The sequence below is a fragment of the Paenibacillus thalictri genome (genome assembly GCF_004307995.1).
Lineage (GTDB): Bacteria > Bacillota > Bacilli > Paenibacillales > NBRC-103111 > Paenibacillus_AF > Paenibacillus_AF thalictri.
In genome coordinates this window covers 212815-231702 of sequence record NZ_SIRE01000013.1, presented here as the reverse complement: position 1 = coordinate 231702, position 18888 = coordinate 212815, and the positions used below count along the sequence as shown (strand labels likewise).

Annotated in this window: 16 protein-coding genes and 1 other annotated feature (1 of these 17 only partly in view); of the genes, 8 read left to right on the top strand and 8 right to left on the bottom strand. The window is 52.1% G+C overall.

Annotation, left to right across the window (positions count from 1 at the left end):
• Window positions 1-208, bottom strand: a binding site (T-box leader); it reaches 28 nt to the left of the window's first position.
• Window positions 209-268: 60 nt separating this feature from the next.
• The 4 genes from EYB31_RS19615 to EYB31_RS19600 form a co-directional block, all read right to left on the bottom strand.
• Window positions 269-1102 carry a carbohydrate ABC transporter permease gene (locus EYB31_RS19615; RefSeq protein ID WP_131015100.1) on the bottom strand — a complete coding sequence of 278 codons (834 nt, stop codon included), beginning with the start codon at window positions 1100-1102 and terminating at the stop codon, window positions 269-271.
• Window positions 1099-1965, bottom strand: coding sequence for a carbohydrate ABC transporter permease (locus EYB31_RS19610; RefSeq protein ID WP_131015099.1), 867 nt, complete (start codon window positions 1963-1965; stop codon window positions 1099-1101). The genes EYB31_RS19615 and EYB31_RS19610 overlap by 4 nt, the downstream gene beginning before the upstream one ends.
• 94 nt (window positions 1966-2059) lie before the next feature.
• On the bottom strand, window positions 2060-3460 hold the full coding sequence (locus EYB31_RS19605) for an ABC transporter substrate-binding protein (protein ID WP_131015098.1): 1401 nt from the start codon (window positions 3458-3460) through the stop codon (window positions 2060-2062).
• 259 nt (window positions 3461-3719) lie between these two features.
• The gene (locus tag EYB31_RS19600) at window positions 3720-5087 is read right to left on the bottom strand and encodes an MATE family efflux transporter (protein ID WP_131015097.1); all 1368 of its coding nucleotides are present in this window, start codon (window positions 5085-5087) and stop codon (window positions 3720-3722) included.
• A gap of 279 nt (window positions 5088-5366) precedes the next feature.
• On the opposite strand from EYB31_RS19600, the gene EYB31_RS19595 reads away from it, so the two are divergent.
• Window positions 5367-5702 carry a phage tail protein gene (locus EYB31_RS19595; protein ID WP_131015096.1) on the top strand — a complete coding sequence of 112 codons (336 nt, stop codon included), beginning with the start codon at window positions 5367-5369 and terminating at the stop codon, window positions 5700-5702.
• A gap of 46 nt (window positions 5703-5748) precedes the next feature.
• Window positions 5749-7362: a cadherin-like beta sandwich domain-containing protein gene (locus tag EYB31_RS19590; protein WP_165452496.1), complete on the top strand. Its 1614-nt coding sequence runs from the start codon at window positions 5749-5751 to the stop codon at window positions 7360-7362.
• Window positions 7363-7434: 72 nt separating this feature from the next.
• Here EYB31_RS19590 and EYB31_RS19585 read toward each other — a convergent pair whose 3' ends face one another.
• From EYB31_RS19585 to EYB31_RS19570, 4 genes are all read right to left on the bottom strand, one after another.
• Complete coding sequence (locus EYB31_RS19585; protein WP_131015094.1) at window positions 7435-7992, bottom strand: SLOG family protein; 558 nt, start codon at window positions 7990-7992, stop codon at window positions 7435-7437.
• A 282-nt stretch (window positions 7993-8274) separates the two neighbouring features.
• Window positions 8275-8574, bottom strand: coding sequence for a Dabb family protein (locus EYB31_RS19580; protein ID WP_240762604.1), 300 nt, complete (start codon window positions 8572-8574; stop codon window positions 8275-8277).
• 46 nt (window positions 8575-8620) lie between these two features.
• Entirely contained in the window at window positions 8621-9628 is a 1008-nt protein-coding gene (locus EYB31_RS19575; RefSeq protein ID WP_131015093.1) for a zinc-dependent alcohol dehydrogenase family protein, read from the bottom strand.
• 55 nt (window positions 9629-9683) lie between these two features.
• Window positions 9684-11117 carry a serine hydrolase domain-containing protein gene (locus tag EYB31_RS19570; protein WP_131015092.1) on the bottom strand — a complete coding sequence of 478 codons (1434 nt, stop codon included), beginning with the start codon at window positions 11115-11117 and terminating at the stop codon, window positions 9684-9686.
• A 192-nt stretch (window positions 11118-11309) separates the two neighbouring features.
• Between EYB31_RS19570 and EYB31_RS19565 the strand changes: the two genes are divergently transcribed.
• From EYB31_RS19565 to EYB31_RS19540, 6 genes are all read left to right on the top strand, one after another.
• A complete protein-coding gene (locus EYB31_RS19565; RefSeq protein WP_131015091.1) occupies window positions 11310-12671 on the top strand; it encodes an extracellular solute-binding protein in 1362 nt (453 codons plus the stop codon).
• Between the two features lie 78 nt (window positions 12672-12749).
• A complete protein-coding gene (locus EYB31_RS19560) occupies window positions 12750-13694 on the top strand; it encodes a carbohydrate ABC transporter permease (RefSeq protein ID WP_131015090.1) in 945 nt (314 codons plus the stop codon).
• 31 nt (window positions 13695-13725) lie between these two features.
• Entirely contained in the window at window positions 13726-14547 is an 822-nt protein-coding gene (locus EYB31_RS19555) for a carbohydrate ABC transporter permease (RefSeq protein ID WP_131015089.1), read from the top strand.
• Window positions 14548-14732: 185 nt separating this feature from the next.
• On the top strand, window positions 14733-16493 hold the full coding sequence (locus tag EYB31_RS19550; RefSeq protein ID WP_131015088.1) for a sensor histidine kinase: 1761 nt from the start codon (window positions 14733-14735) through the stop codon (window positions 16491-16493).
• 37 nt (window positions 16494-16530) lie between these two features.
• Entirely contained in the window at window positions 16531-17361 is an 831-nt protein-coding gene (locus tag EYB31_RS19545; protein ID WP_131015087.1) for a response regulator transcription factor, read from the top strand.
• A gap of 27 nt (window positions 17362-17388) precedes the next feature.
• Window positions 17389-18684 (top strand): ABC transporter substrate-binding protein, encoded by a 1296-nt coding sequence (locus tag EYB31_RS19540; protein ID WP_131015086.1) that lies wholly within the window; start codon window positions 17389-17391, stop codon window positions 18682-18684.
• Window positions 18685-18888 lie beyond the last annotated feature (204 nt).

Sequence of the window (18888 nt, the reverse complement as noted above, 5' to 3'; positions counted from 1 at the left end):
GGTACCACTCTAAAATGCCAAGCCGCCTGCGCATGCTTGACCTCTCAATTCGTAACGGTCTTGCGACCGGATTTGCCTACCCAGCCCATACGGCTTTCGGCAAACCATTTCCCGGGCCCGTTTCGTTCATAACCTCCGTACCGGCTTACACCAACCCGGCTCGCTGCAACTGGCGGCTGCAAATTACTTTCCCGTTCATCAATGTTAGGTTTATCCATCTTTATACAGGATAGAAAGGGAAATGTCAAGCGTTACCTTTTTACTGTCATTAGCCTTTCACTGCCCCTGCGGTCATGCCCGCAACGATCTTTTTGTTGAAGAAAATGAAAAGAATAAGCGGCGGCAGCGAAATCAGCACAATGTCCGCAAACAGCAGGTTCCATGCGGTCCGGTACAAGCTTGTAAAATTGTACAACGTCAGTTGCACCGTGGCGTTGTCCGATCCCGGCAAGAAATACAGCGGATTGACGAAATCGTTAAATACGCCGACCGCCGTCAGCACAACGATCGTTGACGTCACCGGCTTCAGCAGCGGGAATACGATGTTAAAAAACAACCGTATCCCCCCGCATCCGTCGATAAACGCACTTTCGTCCAGCTCGCGCGGAATCGTCGCCGTAAACGCCTTGTACAAAATAGCGGCAAACGGAAAATGTAGCGCCACCTCGATCAAGATTAGCCCGATCATCGTTTTAAACAGTCCGAGTCCGTTTAACACCCAGATTGTAGGCACGATCGCCGGAGGGATCATCAGTCCCGTCAATACGAGAAAATTGATCGTCGAGGAAGCTTTCCCTCCTTCTCTCCGCTGCAGTACAAAGCCGGCCATCGAGCAGACGAGCACCAGAACAGCAATCGAGAAAACGGTCAGCACCGTGCTGTTGTAAAAGGCGCGCACCAGCATATAGTCGTTTGTCATCAGCACTTCCTTGTAGTTGGCGGCCAATTGAAACACCTTCGGCCAAGCCATGCTGAAATCGGCCGATTCGGTCGTATTTTTGAACGAATTGATAATGACGAAATAAAAGGGCACCCAAAAGATGACCGTAGACAACAACAGGGCGATCAGACCGTATCCGTAATAACTCCAGCGCCTGCTCATAAGTCGACCTCCCTTCTGTTCAGAAACTTATACAGCGGGAAAGCCAACACCGATACGCCGATAAACAAAATGACGTTGCCCGCCGTAGCGAGCCCGTAAAAACCGGCCTGATATTGCTTATAAATAATCGATGCGATCAAGTCTGTCGTAAACCCCGGCCCTCCCTTGGTCATCGTCCAAATGAGATCGAAGCTGCGCAAACCGCCGATAAAAGCGAGGATGATCACCGAGTTCATCGCCGGCCGGCTGAGCGGCAAGGTGAGATGCCAAAATCCGTCCAACGAGTTGCCGCCGTCGATTTTCAGCGCTTCGTAATAATGCTGCGGAATCGACAAGATGCCGGCGATATAAATGACCGTTGCAATGCCGACGCCCTTCCATACATCAACAAAAGCTACGGACAGCAAGGCAATTTTCGTATTGCCGAGCCAATCCGGTCCCTCGATGCCGAGCAGCGCAAGCGCATGGTTGATCACCCCTTGCGTTGGATGCATCATGCTGTTGAAAGTGACGCCAACCGCAATCGTGCTGAGCAGCGTCGGGAAAAAGATAACCGAGCGGAGGTAGTTTTTGAACAATACACGGGAGGTCAGAATCGTGCCCAGCACCAGGCCTAATACAACCTTAAGTCCGCAGGTGACCACCGCGTAAATCAGCGTGTTGCGGAAACCGATATTTAAAGACGTCTCCGAAAAAAACATCTGGTAATTTTCGAAGCCGATATAGTCCCATTTCGTCAGCGTCCACCTCGTCATGCTGAAAAACAGCGACATGATCGTCGGGAGCAAATATAAAACGAAATAAATGATTCCGGCAGGCAGCAGCAGCATATACGAATATTTGCTTCTGAACACTTGGCTCATCGTCTTGGCTCTCTCCCTTAAGCGTTTCGGCCCTGCAACACTCCTGCAGGGCCGTATAATTCCATTTCGGCGGCAGCGGCTTTCATTCAAACGTTTACCAACCGGGCAGATTCAACTGCTTCGCTTGCTTTAACACGTCCTTGTCGTAATCTGCGGCACTGTCCTGCGGCGATTTGAGACCGCTGCCGGTTTCGATCAAGATGCTCTCCAAATTCGGACCTTTGACTGGTGAGACGAATTCCAGCGCCGGTCCGGTTTTGCCGGCGTCAAAATATTGCTGCATCTCTTTAACCCCTTCATACGTGCTGTCCGGCAGCTTGATGCCCTTGACGACATAAGGGCCTGAAGCTTTGCTTTTGGAGGTAAAGACGGCCTGGCCTTCCGGCGAGATGAAATATTCGACCCATTTTTTGGCTGCATCGACGTTTTTGCCTTTTTTATTAATATATAAAGAGGTCGGCATCCACACGGTCAAACCGTTGATGTCTGCACTGTCGCTGGGCAGCGCAAACACGCCGATGTCCTTGACTTTGTCGGGGTAGTTCTGGTTTAAAGCGTCGATCGCGCTGGTCAGCATCGGATACTGCACCCCTGTGCCTTCGGCAAGCATTTTTAAAGCGGCGTCGTAAGTCGTAGCTTGGAAGTCTTTATTGTAGTAGCCTTTCTTGAACGGCTCCGCCGTCTTCTCGAAGCCCCGCAGCGCCGCCGGCGTTGTGGCATATTTCGCTTTGCCCGCCGTATAGTCCTGCGCGAAATTCGGCACCTGCTTTTGCAAATTGTAAAAGTCGGCCAGCACAAACAGCTGGGACGTCCAGGTCGTTTTGTAGGAAGCGATAATCGCGGTTTTGCCGGCGGCTTTGATCTTTTCGTTGTTGGCCATAAATTCGGCCCACGTCTTCGGGATGGTCAGCCCGAGGTCGGCGTACGCCTTTTTGTTGTAAAGCACGGCGCCGACGTTCGAGGAGCCGGCCGGTACGCCGAACACTTTGCCGCCTGCGGTTACCGTTGTTTTATAACTGTCCAGCAGATTGCTCATGTACGCTTCGCCGGTCAAATCAACAAAGTTCGTTTCAGGTGAAATCGCTTGCAAAAGCGAGCCTGAATTATAGGCCAAAATGTCGTCCATATCCCCGGTCGCCAGCCGTGTCTTGACCAAGTTATCACCTTCGGTGCCGTCCGGTTTGATATCGAATTTAATCGTGATGTTCAGCTTTTTCTCGGCTTCCGCCGCCACCGCCTGAAGCGCCGGGTACAACGTGCCGTTGTTGCCGACCATCAAGGTCAGCGTCGTTTTTTGTGCAGGCGCAGGGGCTGGAGCCGGAGCTGGAGCGGCTGCAGGCGGAGTTTGTCCGGTATTGGCCGGCGGCTGTGTGCTTCCGCCCGCAGGGGCCGGGGTGGCGGAGCTAGGCGCCGACGTGCTTGGGCTGCCGCAGCCGGCGAGCAAGCTTAACAGCAATGCGGCACACGATGTGAATGCGACCGTTTTCGTTTGCATATCCATCTCATCCTTTTTTGGTATATTCGGATTGCGTCCATCACTTGTCCTCAAGAACTCAGCAAGATGAGCATTAAAAGATCACCCGCACAAACAAACGTTTACCACCCGCTTTAATCTCCTCATTCATTTATGTTATTGTCCGTTTAGTTTGTTATATGTTGGTTTATATCGCTTTATTCCGGGTATATACACAGAAAAACCTAACGGTTCAATCACCGTTAGGTCCCTTTTTGGATACTGCACTCTATTTTTGAAGTTATACCGCGACACCGCTGCTTTTGGTTGTCTCGGGCCCGACCAGCGCTTTTTTCTCCCATTGCCTGCTTTTCCAGCGGTACAGCAAGATGATGCCCCTCACCCATTCATCAAGCATAAACACAATCCAAACTCCCAGCAAGCCGTAGCCAAAATGGATGCCGACCAAATATGTCAGCGGGATGCACATGCCCCAGATGACGGAAACGCCCGTGTACACGATAAACCGCGCGTCGCCGGTTGCCCGGAGCGCTTCCCCGATCACGATATTTAAACACCTGCCGGGCTCCAGCACAAATCCAAGCAGCAGCAGCGTAGCGCCCAAGGCGATAATATCCGGATCGCCCGTAAACAAACCGATCAGCTTTTCCCTAAACAACGCCACAATGACAACAGCGCACATCGCCAGCAGCTCGCTTAGCCCCAAACTGCGAAAAAGCTGCCGGTAAGCGGTATCTTTGTCCCCCGCTCCGATCAGGCGCCCGATGATGATCTGCGTGCCGCGGCCTAATGAAATCGACAGCATCATGATGAAATACATGATGTTTTGCGTATAGATACGCGTGGACAGCATTTCAGCCCCCAGCGACGTAATAAAATAAGTCGTCACAAGTTGGCTTCCCGCATAAGCAAGCTGGTTGCCCGCCGTCGGGATGCCGATGCTTAATATTTTTTTCAAATGCTCCAGCCGGCACTTAGCGAAGTCGGCCAACCCAAGATCAAGCCGAACGACTTTCCGCAAAATCAGAATATACACGATAAGTCCGATACACTGGCTTGTCGCAGCCGATATGGCCACACCCGCAACACCCAGCTTTGGTACGCCAAACGGGCCGAAAATAAACAAATAGTTGCCGGTCAAGTTCAGCAGGCTCATTCCCATGCTGACCATCATCGTATACCGCGTATAGCCGTGAACCTGGGTGATCGCCGAAATCGTCAAATTCATAGCTTGGATGACAAGGGCGCCGCCAACAATCAGCAAATAACTTCTGGCCAATCCCAGCAAATCCTGCTGCAAGCCAAACAAACCAAGCAGCTGTTTGCTGAATACGATCATACATACGCTGATCAGCAGGCCAAACGTGAAATTCAGGCCCAGCGCCCCTGTGGCAAAACGTCTGACCTCCCCCGGCTTATCGGCGCCTAAGTATTGGGAAATAACAATCGCCGAACCGGCCGAGATCACCTGCAGCAGCAAAAACGTGAACAAAATCAACTGTGTCGACACGCCCACCGCCGCAACCGCCGCGTCGGAAACTTGGCTGACCATAAACGTGTCCGCCGTACGCATCGACATCTGCAGCAGCGATTCGATAAACAATGGCCAGGTAATCGTAAATAACGCCAGCTTTTTAGTATTCGTCATGTGCCCGTCCGCCTGCTCTGGTATTGGTCTTTCTTTGTAACTTACCATATTTCGGTAAATCCGACAATGAGGCGCTTTCATTTTAACGGCGGGAATTGTGAAACGGCTCATATATCTGTACGGCCATACGGATTATAGTAATCTGGGATTTCCGAAATAGTTCGATGTTCTCATTTTTGCTCTGTTTAGCAGGAAAATGCGATTTTCACGCTATATGCTGCTTTTTCTATGCTATCATCTATTGAGTAGAAAAATAATTTGGAAGGAAGAGTGAGAGGGATGCAAAACACAAGATTCAGAAAATGGCTGATAACCGCTATATTGGTGGGCTTATTGGGCCAAGTATTTGTTATGGGCAGCGCACAAGCGGCTTCAGAGCCGCATTTGGGAGAAATCACGCTGTTTCCTTACAGCTTTACGCCCGTAGGGTACGCATTATGTGATGGCAGCTTAATATCGGTTCAAAGTAACACCGCCTTGTTTTCTTTGTTAGGCACACAATTTGGCGGAGACGGGTCGCAGACTTTTGGCTTGCCCGATTTAAGGGGAGCATCGCCAACACCTGGCGTACGTTATTTTATAGCTACACAAGGTATTTTCCCGTCACGTCCATGATTAATTTGAGGGGAAAATGATGATGCACATAGGTAAAATACGAGTATTGACGGCAGCAAGGGTAATCGTGTGGCTGCCAATCGCTATCTTGATCGCATTTCTGTTTTGCTTTCTAGGGGTGACTGCGGCGAAAGCTGCATCCACCAACGTAGCGCTGAATAAAACGGCCGCATCCAGCTGCTCTTCCGCTCCTTACGCCGCCTCCGGAGCGGTTGACGGCTCCATCGCGCCAACCGCCCGCTGGTATTGCTCCGTCGGAATTAGCGGGGAGCCGATGTGGCTTCAGGTCGATCTGGGCACGACTTATCGGGTTGACAGCTATTCCTTAACCGGAATGGGTCAGCTTGGCGGAGGCTGGGACGCAAGCTTAAACCCGCGGAGTTTTCGCCTGCAAAAAAGCAACGATGCAAAATCTTGGACCGATGTCGACACCGTGACCGGCAACAACGAGTCGATTGTCACCCGCGGCCAGTTCAGTCCGTTCGATTCCCGATATGTCAGAGTATATATCGACCAAGGCAATCAAACCAACAATATGTGGGCATCCATCATGGAACTTCAAGTGTTTGGTGATTTGCCGCCGAGCAGCAACGCCGACTTAAGCGGCTTGTTGCTTAGTTCCGCAGAGTCTAACGATTTGGTGGAGCTGGAGCCCGCGTTTTCCGCCGGCGATCAAGAATACACCGCTGCCGTTGCTTATACGGTCTATTCGGTTAACTTGAAACCGATCACGGCCGAACCAAATGCCACAGTGACTGTCAATGGAGCACACCTATCAGCAGGCAGCGCCGCTAGCATTCCGCTCAGCGTGGGCAGCAACACTATCAGTGTCGTTGTTACGGCACAGGACGGCTTATCGTCTAAGACGTATTCCCTCACTGTAACCAGAGCGAAAAGCAGCAACGCCGACTTAAGCGGCTTTTCGTTAACCTCTGGTGCACCAAATGAAACGATAACGCTCAGCCCGGTTTTTCAACCTGCCAATATCAATTATACGTCAACGGTCAGCAGCGATGTATACAGCGTACGGATTTCCGCGGTTACGGCGGAATTAGGAGCCGATCTTTCTATTTCGGTTAATGGTACCACCGTTACCGGTGCGGCTTATTCCAACCTTCTCACCGGAGATAACGTCATTAAGGTCACGGTCACCGCGCCGGATCTCTTAACGACTAAGCAGTATACCGTTCATGTAACCAAACTGGAATCCTCCAATAACGAGGTTTCGGCAGTCCTATACGGTGACGTGCCGCTTACGCGGGGCGGAGACAGCTTTGCTCTCGATGTCGGTTATGAGATTAACCATGCCGCTTTCCGCGTCCTGCTGTCGGATCCGGCAGCTTCATTCACCGTTACAGGTGCGACTTATTCGGCCGGCACCGGATCGGTCGTGCTGCCAAGTTTACCGTTGGGCACCAATGGATTTACGATCCAAGCCAAAGCTCCCAATGGTGCGGTCAAAAATTACAGCGTGAGTGTCACCCGTTCTCCCCAACCTTCGCTTGGTTATATCGATCTGAATCAAGACGGCATCGTCGATATTAACGATGTCATCAAGCTCGCCAATCAAGTGTACGACATCAACCTGGACGACAAGGTCGACGGGGATGATGTCACCTTTATGCTGCTGCAGATCAGGACCCTGACAGCTGAACGGTAACAACGAATCCCGCGATCACAAAAAAACTCGGCCACTCCCGCAAAGGATGGCCGAGTTTTTTTCCGTTGATTATCACTCCGCCATATCCCGCATCTCTTCATCGGCGATACCCTGGACGTCTTCCGCAGTAATGCTCATATACACATAACCCATCTCTTCTTGTTTCTTCAGCGCTTTCATCTTCATATATTTCGGGCTGGCTTCTCCGGCGTCCTCATCGTAAAACAACAGAATGCCGTCCGTTTTCCTCAGCAGCAGCTCGTCTCTGGCCGAAAGCTGCCACACGCCTTCATAAGGCCGGTTGCTGACCGCACCGCAGTAATCGACGCCTTTTAGAATCTCCCGGTAGTATTCCTGCTTGTCTTCCTTCCACTTCTCATCGGGCTGGACATATGCCGTAATGATCGATAACTTTAAATGGGGATAGCGTTTTTTTAACCCGATAACAACCTCGCATGCCCATAAATCGGCCCCGATTTGTCCGGGAGTAATGACCCACTCCAGCCCCTCTTCGGCCAGCGGAGCGATACGCGCTTCCATCGCTTTTTTAATAAAAGGAATACCTTTGTGCTTCTGATCGAAAATGCCAAGCTCATGCGCCCTGTAACCTGTGACGAGAAGATTTTTCATATCCGGCTCCTTATAGAGGTTGTTCAAAAAGTCATCTTTTGATCACGAAGCAACACAAGAAGATTATTCGACATCGAATGTTGCATTCACCTTCGAAGTCCGGTGCTCATTTAGGTATCGCCTAAACTCCGCTCCTCCTTCTTCAGGTTCTTGCAACCTTCTCGGTGCTGAAAAGCCGACTTTTTGAACTCGCACTTATGCTGAATAACGATACCCGTTCATGCAAAAAGAAGCCGGAAACGCTGCACCGACTTCTTTTCCGCAACTTGGCAACCATTCGGATTAAATTTCAAAATCGACTCCGATGCTGTCCAATCTTCCCACTTCACGAATAAATGCCGCAACGGCCAAATGCTGCTCGTCCGCTGCATACCGCTCCAGCGCCGCTTTATCTTCAAACCGGACAGACAGCACCACCTGGTACTCCCGGCTTTTTTCCGAAATGTTCAGTCCCGCCTGCAGATCGACGATACCTGTCAGATGGTTGGTTAACGCCTTAAATCTGCTGATAACCTCCTGCAGCTGCTCTGGAGTAGTCGTTTCCCCGAATTTGAGAAGTACGGTACGATGAATCAATGCCATTTCCCCATTTCTATTGTATAAATAATGCCAACTTCACTATAACAGGTTACAGCTTAATTTGCACCTTCAACAAATCGGGCGCTTTCGGCTGCTCCAAAAACGATACGGTTTCTTCCAGAGAGATCGTTTTGGAAATAAGCGGCTTCACCTGAATGCGGCCTTCTTTGATCCAATGAAACGCCGGTAAAAACGTATGATTGATCGCCATCGAACCGATTAATGTCCAATCTTTGTTATACAACTTAAACGGATTGATCCGGATGCTGGCATTTTCGGCGGTAACGCCAAACTGCAAATATTTGGCGGCCGGCCCCATAAATTCAAGCGCCTTCTCGATCACTGCAGGAATGCCCGTCACGTCAACCACGGCATCAAAGCCGTACGGATAAGTATCCTTATTGATTTCCGCATCCAGATTCGAGCTGAGCACCCCGCGGGTCGCTCCCATCTCCAGCGCCAAATCGAGCTTCCCCTGCGATACGTCGACTACAACGAGCTCGGAAGCGCCGCTTCTGGCGATCGACTGGATCAACTGCTGGCCCATCGCTCCGGCACCAAACAAAATCACGCGATTGCCCACCTGCAGCTGAAGACGGTTCATGCCGTGCACAACACAAGCCATCGGCTCGATAAACGCTGCTTCTTCAAACGACATCGAATCCGGCAGCTTGACCACATTGCCTGCAGGAACCGAAACAAATTCGGCCATGCTGCCGTTCACCGTGTTGCCCAGCGCCCCCCAATTTTCGCATTGGTTGCCGCGGTGGGTTAAACAGAAAGCACAAGCGCCGCAAAACAGAGACGGGTCTGCGCTAACCCGGTCTCCGGGCTTGAAACCTGCTACACCTTCGCCCACCTCATGAATGACACCGGAAAATTCATGTCCTGGCACGATCGGATACGGCGAAATAAACTCCCCTTCAAAAATGTGAAAATCCGTGCCGCAAATCCCGACATTTTCAACTTTGATCGTGACTTCCCCGGCCTTCGGATGCGGATAAGGCACTTCCTTGATCGCCGCTTTACGTGGTCCCTCAATCACCAATGCTTTCATCGTTTATTACGCCTCTTTTCCGAATGTTTTCTGTTTTTTCGGGCGACTGCTGCGTTTATTCCCAGGTTGCGCTTAACACCAGCGCTTCTTTGGGTTCGCCAAAATAAATGTGCGGATTCAGTTCAAATGTGACACCGGCCTCGTCCAGCCGCACCGTGATCGTATCTGTAAACGGGGTTTCGATATACCGCCACTCCATTTCAAACGAATTGGCGTTTAACCATTTGCCGCTGGCCGCAATTTGCGATACGGGAAGCGCATGTCCTAAAGCGGCTCCTACACTCCAGCTTCCGAAACCGCAGCGCACCTGCTCTTCTCCTTGGCCGGTCCGTAAAGTAACGATACATTCGTCTTCTGCAAAATCGATCGACCCGGACTCCAGCTTGCGCGAATTGTCGGCAAATACGAACCGTTTGCCGGTATACGCCGTCAAAGCCGGCTGCGCCTCATCTTGAGGCAAAGGCAGGTAGGCCAAGGAGCGAATCGCTGTGGAAAGCGATTCGAACTGCCCGTCATTTGCCGGAAGCGGCTCATCTAACAGACCGGGGAGCAAATGCTTCCATACGAGATCAAGCACCTGCTGCATATTTTTGAGTCCCGACGTAATGGCCACGACCGCATCCTGCTCCGGTATAACGATGCAAAACTGGCCGAACGCCCCGTCCCCTCGATAAGCGCCGTGCTGGCAGCGCCAAAATTGGTATCCGTAACCTTGGCTCCAATCGGTATTTGTGCTGCTGTTTTGTATGTGAAAGGCCGTAGCTTCCTCCACCCATTCGCGCGGCAGCAGCTGTTTTCCGTTCCAATACCCTTTTTGCAAATACAGCTGGCCAAAGCTGGCGATATGTTCGGTTCTCAAACTCAGCCCCCAACCGCCTGCGCTGATCCCAAGCGGGCATGTCTGCCATGTCGCCCCTGCAATGCCAAGCGGCTCGAACAACCGCGGATGTAAATATTCCAGCAGCGTTTCCCCGGTGATCCGCTGTACAATCGCCGACAACATATAGCTGGCTCCGCTATTGTACACAAACACCGTACCCGACTCATATTCTACAGGCAGCTGCAGAAAAGCCTGCACCCAATCTTTATCCTCTCGTTCCCCAAGCGCTCCCATCGTATCTTTGGCATGTCCGGTCGACATCGATAACAGATGGCGGACACGCATGGATTTTAAGTGATGGTCCGCCAGAATCTCTTTGTCCGGGAAAAAGTCGACGACCAAATCGTCTACCGACAGCTTGCCTTCGGCCACGGCAAACCCTACTGCCGTCGAAGTGAAACTTTTGCTTAACGAGAACAGCATATGCGGCAGCTGCGGTCCGTAAGGTTGCCACCAAGCTTCGGCAGCCACTTGGCCATGACGGACAAGCATAAAGCTGTGAAGCCCAACCTGGCCGGAAACAACCTCTTGCAAAAAATCGGTTACGGCTTGCGGTGAAATTCCTAACGCCTCGGGTCTGCTCCTGGGTAACGCCTGATCTAACCTCATTATGCCGGTCACTCCTTTGGGAGATGATTTCGTACGTTTATTAATTCGAAGGCAAGGAATAAAATTCCTGCCGGCACCTAAAATCCAATCAAATTGGTATTTTTATCAAATGAAAGCGCTCTATTTTTTAACGGAGATGTTGCTACAATTAACCATGTAACGACGATCTCGAACAGGAAGAGGGGTAAACAAATGAAAAAAATCATTTCCATGCTCAGCGCCAGCGTGCTGCTGCTCACCGCCTGCGGAAGCGGAGGCGGAACGTCGGCCGCCTCAAAGGATGCCGCCGCCAAACCGGCCGGAGGCTCCGACAAAACGGCGCAGCCAGCTGCCCAAACTCCCGCCCCGGCCGCCGCACCCGCTGCCAGCGCGGAGAAAAAGAAGCTGTCTTTATGGTACATCGAAACCGGCAAAAAGAAAGAGCTGATCGAAGCCGCGGTGCAGAAATTTATGCAGTCCCATGCCGATGCCGACGTCGAGGTCGTGCAAATCCCTAACGATCCGTACAAAACAAAGCTGTCGGTCGCTATGGGCGGCGGAACTCCGCCCGATGTGTTCCACTCCTGGGGCGGCGGCTGGCTGAAGCAGTTCGTGTCGGCAGGCCAAGTGCTTGACCTGACAGGCAAAATCAGCGCCGACAATTATTTGCCGGCGGCGCTCAGCGCATCTACGTTTAACTCGAAAATATACGGCGCACCGCTGGGCATGGGTGTTGTCCCGTTTTTCTACAACAAAGAGATATTCGCCAAATACAACTTGCAGCCGCCGCAAACCTACGATGATCTGCTGGCAATAGTAGACAAGCTGAAGAAAGAAAACATCATTCCGATTGCCATGGCCAATAAAACGAAATGGCCGGCTGCTTTCTTCCTGATGTATTTCGCGGAACGGCTTTCCGGTCCGGAAATTTTCAACGAAGCTTTCGAGCGCACAGGCCGTAATTTCTCGGATGAAGGCTACGTCAAAGCCGGTGAAATGATCCAGGATTTGGTCAAACGCGGGGCGTTTAATCCTGGCTTTAACGGGCTCACTTACGATACCGGCCAGTCGCGTCAGCTGATTTACACAGGCAAAGCGGCCATGGAGATGCAAACCTCGTCGTACATCAACAACGTGCGCAACGAAGCTCCGGAATTTGAAAGCAAGGTTGGCATTTTCCCTTTCCCGGCCATTAATGGCGGAAAAGGCAAGATCACCAACGTTGTAGGCGGCGTATCGCCGGTATTCTCCGTGTCCGCCAAATCGAAATACCCCGATCTGGCCGTCGAGCTGGTCAAAGCGCTGACTTCGGTGGAGCTCGCGCAAAAGCTGGCCGACGAAGCAAGCGCCATCTCTGCGGTGAAAGGCGTCAATTACAAAGACCCGTTTGCCGTACAGCTTAACGACATGCTGAGCAAAGCGCAGTTTTTGCAAACTTATTACGACCAGACGCTGCCGCCGGAACTCGCCGAGCTGCACAAGGACACGACGCAGGAGCTGTTTGGTCTGACGATGACGCCGGCCGAAGCGGCCAAACAGATGGAAGCCAAAGCCAAAGAAGTGCTGAAGAAATAAAAAATCTGTTGCTCCATAACCGGGGGAGGCCAGCCTCCCCTTTCCAACTTTATACCGGGCAGAAGGGGGTATCCCGAAATGAACAACGAGCTTGAATACCGCGCCGCCGTTCAAGCGGAAACGCACCGAACTGTAAAAACAAACCGATTTCGGAATACCGCATTTTTAATCGGCTTTATCGGACCGGCGCTGCTCGTTTATTTGCTGTACGTCATTGTCCCGATCTTCGCCACGCTGTACTACAGCTTGTTTAACTGGAACGGCATCCAGTCCGAGAAAGCGTTCATCGGTTTCGGCAATTATGCGAAACTGCTGGCGGATACCGTATTTATGAAAACGATCGGCAACAATTTGCTGCTTGTTGTCGCTTCGATCGTCACCCAGCTGCCGCTTGGCCTGGCGATGGCGCTTATACTCACCGCGCCGATCCGCGGCATTCGCTTGTACAGAACCATCTATTTTATGCCGCTTTTGATGTCAACCGTCGCACTTGGCATTTTGTGGACGTTTATCTACGATCCGACCATGGGTATCGTAAACCAAACACTTGACGTGCTTGGGCTTCAATCATGGCAAAAGGGCTGGCTCGGCGACGCCAAAACCGCTTTCTGGGCGGTTACGGCAACGATTTGCTGGCAGTTCGCCCCGTTTTATATGATTTTGTTCCGCGCCGCTATGGTCGGCATTCCCGAAGAAATTTACGAATCGGCCAAGATCGACGGATGCAGCGGTTCCAAGCAATTTTGGCATATCACATTGCCGCTGTTGAAACCGACCATCGTCACTTCATCCGTTTTATCGGTCATCGGTTCGCTGAAATATTTCGACCTGATTTTTGTGATGACCGAAGGCGGTCCGGCCAGCAGCACCGAGCTGATGGCAACGTACATGTACAAACAGGCGTTTTCCAAATTCAGCATGGGGTACGCCAGCTCGATCTCGTTTACGATGTTTGTCATTGCCTTTATCGTTGCCGTCATTATTTTGGCAGCCGATAAAAACCGCGGCAAGACGGCGGCATAACGACAACTTCTATAGAAAGGACGATTCGCTTATGCTACTTCTGACCCGCCGCGTGCTGCTGCACGGGCTTGCCATCGTTTTTCTAGTTTTCACCGGTTATCCGTTTGTGTATATGGCGGCAACATCGCTGAAGACGCAGCAGCAATTTTTCGCCAGTCCGGTGTCGCTGCTTTCCGGTTTCCATGCAGATAACTATATCCAGGTGTTCAAGCTCGGCATCGGCCGTTATTTCGCCAACAGTCTGCTCATTTCGTCCGTATGCCTGCTTGCCATCGTGCTGCTCTCGGCCATGGTCAGTTATCCGCTGGTGCGGATGCGGTTTAAGCTGAACCGCCCGATCTTTTATTTGTTTTTGGCGGGTATGATGATCCCCGTTCATACAACGCTGATTCCGGTGTACATATTGACCAAGCAAATCGGTCTGTACGATACGCTGTGGGCGCTGGCCGGTCCTTACATCGCCTTCAGCCTGCCGATTTCCGTGATTATTTTGACGCAGTTCGTGCATGACATTCCGCGCGAGCTGGATGAGGCCGCTACCGTCGACGGCGCCAGCCATGCCCGGCTGTTCTGGAGCATCTTATTCCCGCTGCTCACACCCGCGCTGGCCACGGTTGGCATCTATAACTTCATTCACATCTGGAACGAATTCGTATTTGGACTTGTCCTGATCACCACCCCTGCCAAAATGACGCTGCCCCTCGGGCTCAGGGCGTTCTACGGCGAATTTTCCGTCAATGTGCCCGGCATTATGGCGACACTTACGCTGGGGACGCTGCCGCTTTTGCTCGGATATTTCTTCGCTCAAGAGAAGGTGATCGGCGGGTTGTCCGCTGGGGCCGTCAAGGGCTGAACCGATTGGACGATCGGAAGCATGATTCGCTCATGCAGCGTTCACTTTTCAGTGGCCTCCAACAAACCGATGCGTACCGCCCAATGGACGGTGCGCATTGCCGTCATTTGCGGTATGATGGGAGCATATATTCTTAACCCATACGGCTAACCTTCAGCCGACCGTTCCGAAAAAGGTGTGTGGGCATGTACAAAATAATCGATTGGCTTCGCTTAAACCGCACACGCACGCAAATATTGGCCGGATTTCTGCTTGTGCTTGCCGCAGTGCTCTCCACTGCGGGAGGATTTCTATATAAAGCGACAACGGCAATATTTATCCAGACGACCGAAGAAAACTTGGAGGAAACGGCTAAACAAGCGGGCGCCCGGGTGGACGCCGTGTTAAGCCAGATCGATACGATCAGCTTGCAGGCGGTGACCGACCCGCGAATTCAATCGCTGCTGTACAGATCCAAGCAGGGCCACCTGATACCAATCGATCAGAAGCTTTCGGTACGTCCGATTCTCGATCAATTGGTAGCGTTCTCATGGATTGTCAAAAGCATCGATTTGTACGCGGTGAACGAACCGTTTTATCCGCTGGAAAATAAAAAATGGTCCGATCTCGCCGGCAACGATCCGCAAACGCTGGAGCAAATCAAATCCGGACAACTTACCTTCATCGGCACCCATCCCGACGACAGCAACGTGCTGCTTGCCGTCCGGCAGGTCAGGCTGGAGCAGGATCATTTGGCCGGCGGCGGATATGTCGTGATTAAATCGATGAAGTCGATGCTTGATTTTTTTAATGAGGAATATACGTCCATCTCGGGCAGCAGCATGCATCTTTACGACCAAAACCATCTGTTGATCGCCTCCACCGAACCGCTTCTGCCGGAATACGCCAATCTCAATGTCGCCAGCCGGACGGACGATCAGGGCATGTATCCGGTTATTACGATCAACGGCAGCAACTATTTGCACATTATTAAACAAACCCGGCAGTTCGGATGGTCGATTCATATTCTTGTGCCGCTTAGCACCATTACCGGAAAACTCGATGTACTGAAGCAAATTTTGTGGTTTGCGCTGGCGGTTGGGCTGCTTATCTCACTGGCGCTGCTATGGCCTTTGTCCAGTATGATTACGCTGCCGATCCGCAAGTTGTGGCGCAAAATGCGCGGCGTTCATTTTACGCTGCCGACTCCTAATGAAGTGACGTATTTCAACTACGAGATGAACGAGCTGAACGGCGCATACAACAAGCTGACCCGCGAGCTTCACCATCTGGTCGAAACCGTATACGAGAAAGAGAAGCTGAAAAATCAGGCCGAAATCAAAATGCTGCAGGCGCAAATCCATCCGCACTTTCTGTTTAATACGCTGGAATCGCTGTATTGGACGCTGATCGACCGCGAGCAGCAGGAAGCGGCCCATCTTGTCGTTTCGTTGTCGCGGTTGTTCCGTTACACGATCAAGACGTCGGGAGGCGACGATTGGATTAAACTGCAAGAGGAAATCGAACACTGCCGCCGGTATTTGGAAATTATGCAGTTCCGCCTCGCCCACCGGCTTGTGTGGGACATCCGGATGGATCCGGAGCTTGGCGAGATCAGCATCCCCAAGCTGCTCATTCAGCCGCTTGTGGAAAATGCGATCCAATACGGCATCGAACCTAAAGTGAGCGGCGGCCGCGTCATCGTCACCGTTTGCTTATCCGAGCTGAACGGCAAACCTGCTCTGAACATCAAGGTCCAAGACAACGGCGACAGGATGACCGCCGACCAAGCGGCGCACATCGCCCAAAACCTGGAGCAGTACCGCCCGCTGCAGACGTCAGGTTCGGGTATCGGGCTGATGAACGTACAGGCGCGAATCCGGTTGCATTACGGTGAACCGTACGGCGTGTATTTTGCAAGAAGCGAAAACGCTGGAACCGAGGTAGATTTGTTTTTGCCCTTATAAGGTTATACAATCCCAATTCCCTCCTTGGAGGTGGCCCATGTTCGAGCCCATCAGTATACTTATCGCGGAAGACGAGCTGCCTACCCGCCGAGGCATCCACCGTACGCTGGAAATGTGGGCGCAAGGCGCACACCGTCTGCATGCGGTGGAGAACGGGACCGATGCGTTGGCTTATGCCTCAGAGCATCCGGTCGATCTGCTTATTACGGATATTCGGATGCCCGGCTTGAACGGACTGGAGCTGCTGGAACGCCTGAAGCATGAAGAATCCGAGTTGACTTCGATTCTGCTTACCGGTTATGCGGAATTCGAATACGCCAGGAAAGCGCTTCAGCTTGGCGCCATCAACTATATTTTAAAACCTGTCGAACAGGAAGCTTTAGTGAAAGCCGTGGAAGAAGCATGTTTGCATATGTCTAAAATGAAGCGGGCGCGCCAAACCGCGGATCACAAGTCCCTCTCATCTCGTGAGTTGAATGATGCCGTTCCCACGCTCCCCGAGGTGAAAAACGAATCGATCCGGCAGGCGCTTCGTTTTATTGCCCGCGAATGGAACAGCCCCGCGCTCAGCATGAAGGAGGTGGCCGAACATATCCACTTGAACGCCAGTTACGCTTCCGTGCTGTTTAAAGAAGAAACAAAACTTACATTTACCGATTACATCACGGGACTACGGCTGCGTCAGGCCAAAAAGCTGCTGCTGCAAACGGACAGCCGAATCTATGAAATCGCCGAGCAGGTCGGTTTTGCCGCCTCGAAATATTTTGTTCGCGTCTTTCGGGAAACCGAAGGCATGACACCGCGGGAATTCCGGGTACAGTTCAAACTAGGCGATGGCGGATCGGCGGAGGAGGCGGCAGATACGTAATCGTAAGATGAGGAGGAAAAAACGGTTATGTTGAAACGCAAAGCTGCGGCCGCTGCCCTATTGGCATTATTGATCCTGATGACCGGCTGTATGCCGGACATGGTCCGGTTCAGTCCGGAGCGCCGTCAAGCGGAGCCCGCTCCCGTCAAAATTACGATGTGGAACGTGGAAACGCTGGATCGGCGGCAAACGATTCTGCAGGAGAGCATCCGTACGTTCAACGAAACGCACAAGCAGATGCAAATCGTGCCCTTTTTCTACGAAACGGAAGCGTATAAAAACAAACTTCGCGTCGCTATGGTTTCCGGCAATATGCCGGATCTTTTCCAATATTGGTCCGGAGAAAGCTTTAAACGTATGGTCGACTCGCATGCCGTTGCGGATGTGACCGATCTGTTGGAGCAAAGCCGCGACTTAAAGCGCCAGTACATCCCCGAAGCGCTGCAAAGCGTAACTTACGACGGGCGTATTTACGGCTTCCCCCATACGATTCAGCGGGTCGTCGTATGGTACAACAAAGCGATGTTTGCGGAACACGGCTTGCAGCCGCCGCAAAGCTGGGCCGATCTGATCCGGATCATTCAAGTGTTGTCGCAAAAAGGAATTACTTCGGTTTCCGTCGCCGGTAAGGACCGCTGGCCGCTGCTGCACTGGTTTGCCTATATTAACCATCGGCTGGGCGGGGAGCCCGCTTTCAAAAAAACGGTATCACGCGCCGGAGACTTCAGCGATCCGGCTTTTTTGGAAGCCGGCTTAAAATTCCGGGAGCTGGTCAAAAACAAAGCGTTTATCCCCGGTTTTCTAGGGATGGACGTCATTATGGCGGAGAAGGCTTTTCTGGCCGGCGAAGCGGCCATGTACATACAAGGCGATTGGGTTGCCGGAAAGCTGATGGAGGATGAGAAGCAGAAAAACAACATCGGCTACTTCGGCTTCCCGGAGATGCCGGGCGTGGCCGGCGAGATGGAATATTACGGCGGATATGCCGTCGGATGGGCCATGTCCGCAGGAAGCAAGCAGCGTGAAGCGTCCTTCGAGGCGCTGCAGTTTCTGCTCGACAAAAAAGAACGCGTCAAATACGCGCAAGCTAGCGGCGCCAATGCGCCTTTCCTCGATATGCCCCTGACCCGCCCGGCGGCAGGTTCCGCCATTTACGATTATATGGAGCATGTCGCGGGGGACCGGTCCGGTTTTTTCGGATTTTACGACCAGGAGATCGAACCGCGCAGGGCGCAGCTGCTGCTTGATGCCGTTGTTACGCTTGCCAGCGAAGAAGAACTGAGCCGTGAGGAAATTGAAGCGATCATGGCGCAAATACGTTAGCTGTGCAGCCTTGTAAAGCGTAAAAACCCCCGCATGTTGGAAAGCCACTGAAAGCAGAGTGCGCGAGCTCATTCTAGAAAAACGTCAGCGTTCGCTTTTGTCCCTGAATTTCATCCACTGCGAGCGGATACTAACGGGGGACAACTAGCGACTCTAGAGAATGATTCGCGCACACAGCGTTCACTTTCTCAGTGGCCTACCCTG

Coding starts and splice junctions, on each gene's coding strand:
- EYB31_RS19580 (WP_240762604.1), bottom strand. CDS start 8,574: ATGGCATTGATTCATCGTACCGTACTTCTCAAATTCGGGGAAACGACT.
- EYB31_RS19560 (WP_131015090.1), top strand. CDS start 12,750: ATGAACAACGAGCTTGAATACCGCGCCGCCGTTCAAGCGGAAACGCAC.
- EYB31_RS19565 (WP_131015091.1), top strand. CDS start 11,310: ATGAAAAAAATCATTTCCATGCTCAGCGCCAGCGTGCTGCTGCTCACC.
- EYB31_RS19570 (WP_131015092.1), bottom strand. CDS start 11,117: ATGAGGTTAGATCAGGCGTTACCCAGGAGCAGACCCGAGGCGTTAGGA.
- EYB31_RS19615 (WP_131015100.1), bottom strand. CDS start 1,102: ATGAGCAGGCGCTGGAGTTATTACGGATACGGTCTGATCGCCCTGTTG.
- EYB31_RS19545 (WP_131015087.1), top strand. CDS start 16,531: ATGTTCGAGCCCATCAGTATACTTATCGCGGAAGACGAGCTGCCTACC.
- EYB31_RS19555 (WP_131015089.1), top strand. CDS start 13,726: ATGCTACTTCTGACCCGCCGCGTGCTGCTGCACGGGCTTGCCATCGTT.
- EYB31_RS19585 (WP_131015094.1), bottom strand. CDS start 7,992: ATGAAAAATCTTCTCGTCACAGGTTACAGGGCGCATGAGCTTGGCATT.
- EYB31_RS19600 (WP_131015097.1), bottom strand. CDS start 5,087: ATGACGAATACTAAAAAGCTGGCGTTATTTACGATTACCTGGCCATTG.
- EYB31_RS19540 (WP_131015086.1), top strand. CDS start 17,389: ATGTTGAAACGCAAAGCTGCGGCCGCTGCCCTATTGGCATTATTGATC.
- EYB31_RS19575 (WP_131015093.1), bottom strand. CDS start 9,628: ATGAAAGCATTGGTGATTGAGGGACCACGTAAAGCGGCGATCAAGGAA.
- EYB31_RS19550 (WP_131015088.1), top strand. CDS start 14,733: ATGTACAAAATAATCGATTGGCTTCGCTTAAACCGCACACGCACGCAA.
- EYB31_RS19595 (WP_131015096.1), top strand. CDS start 5,367: ATGCAAAACACAAGATTCAGAAAATGGCTGATAACCGCTATATTGGTG.
- EYB31_RS19610 (WP_131015099.1), bottom strand. CDS start 1,965: ATGAGCCAAGTGTTCAGAAGCAAATATTCGTATATGCTGCTGCTGCCT.
- EYB31_RS19605 (WP_131015098.1), bottom strand. CDS start 3,460: ATGCAAACGAAAACGGTCGCATTCACATCGTGTGCCGCATTGCTGTTA.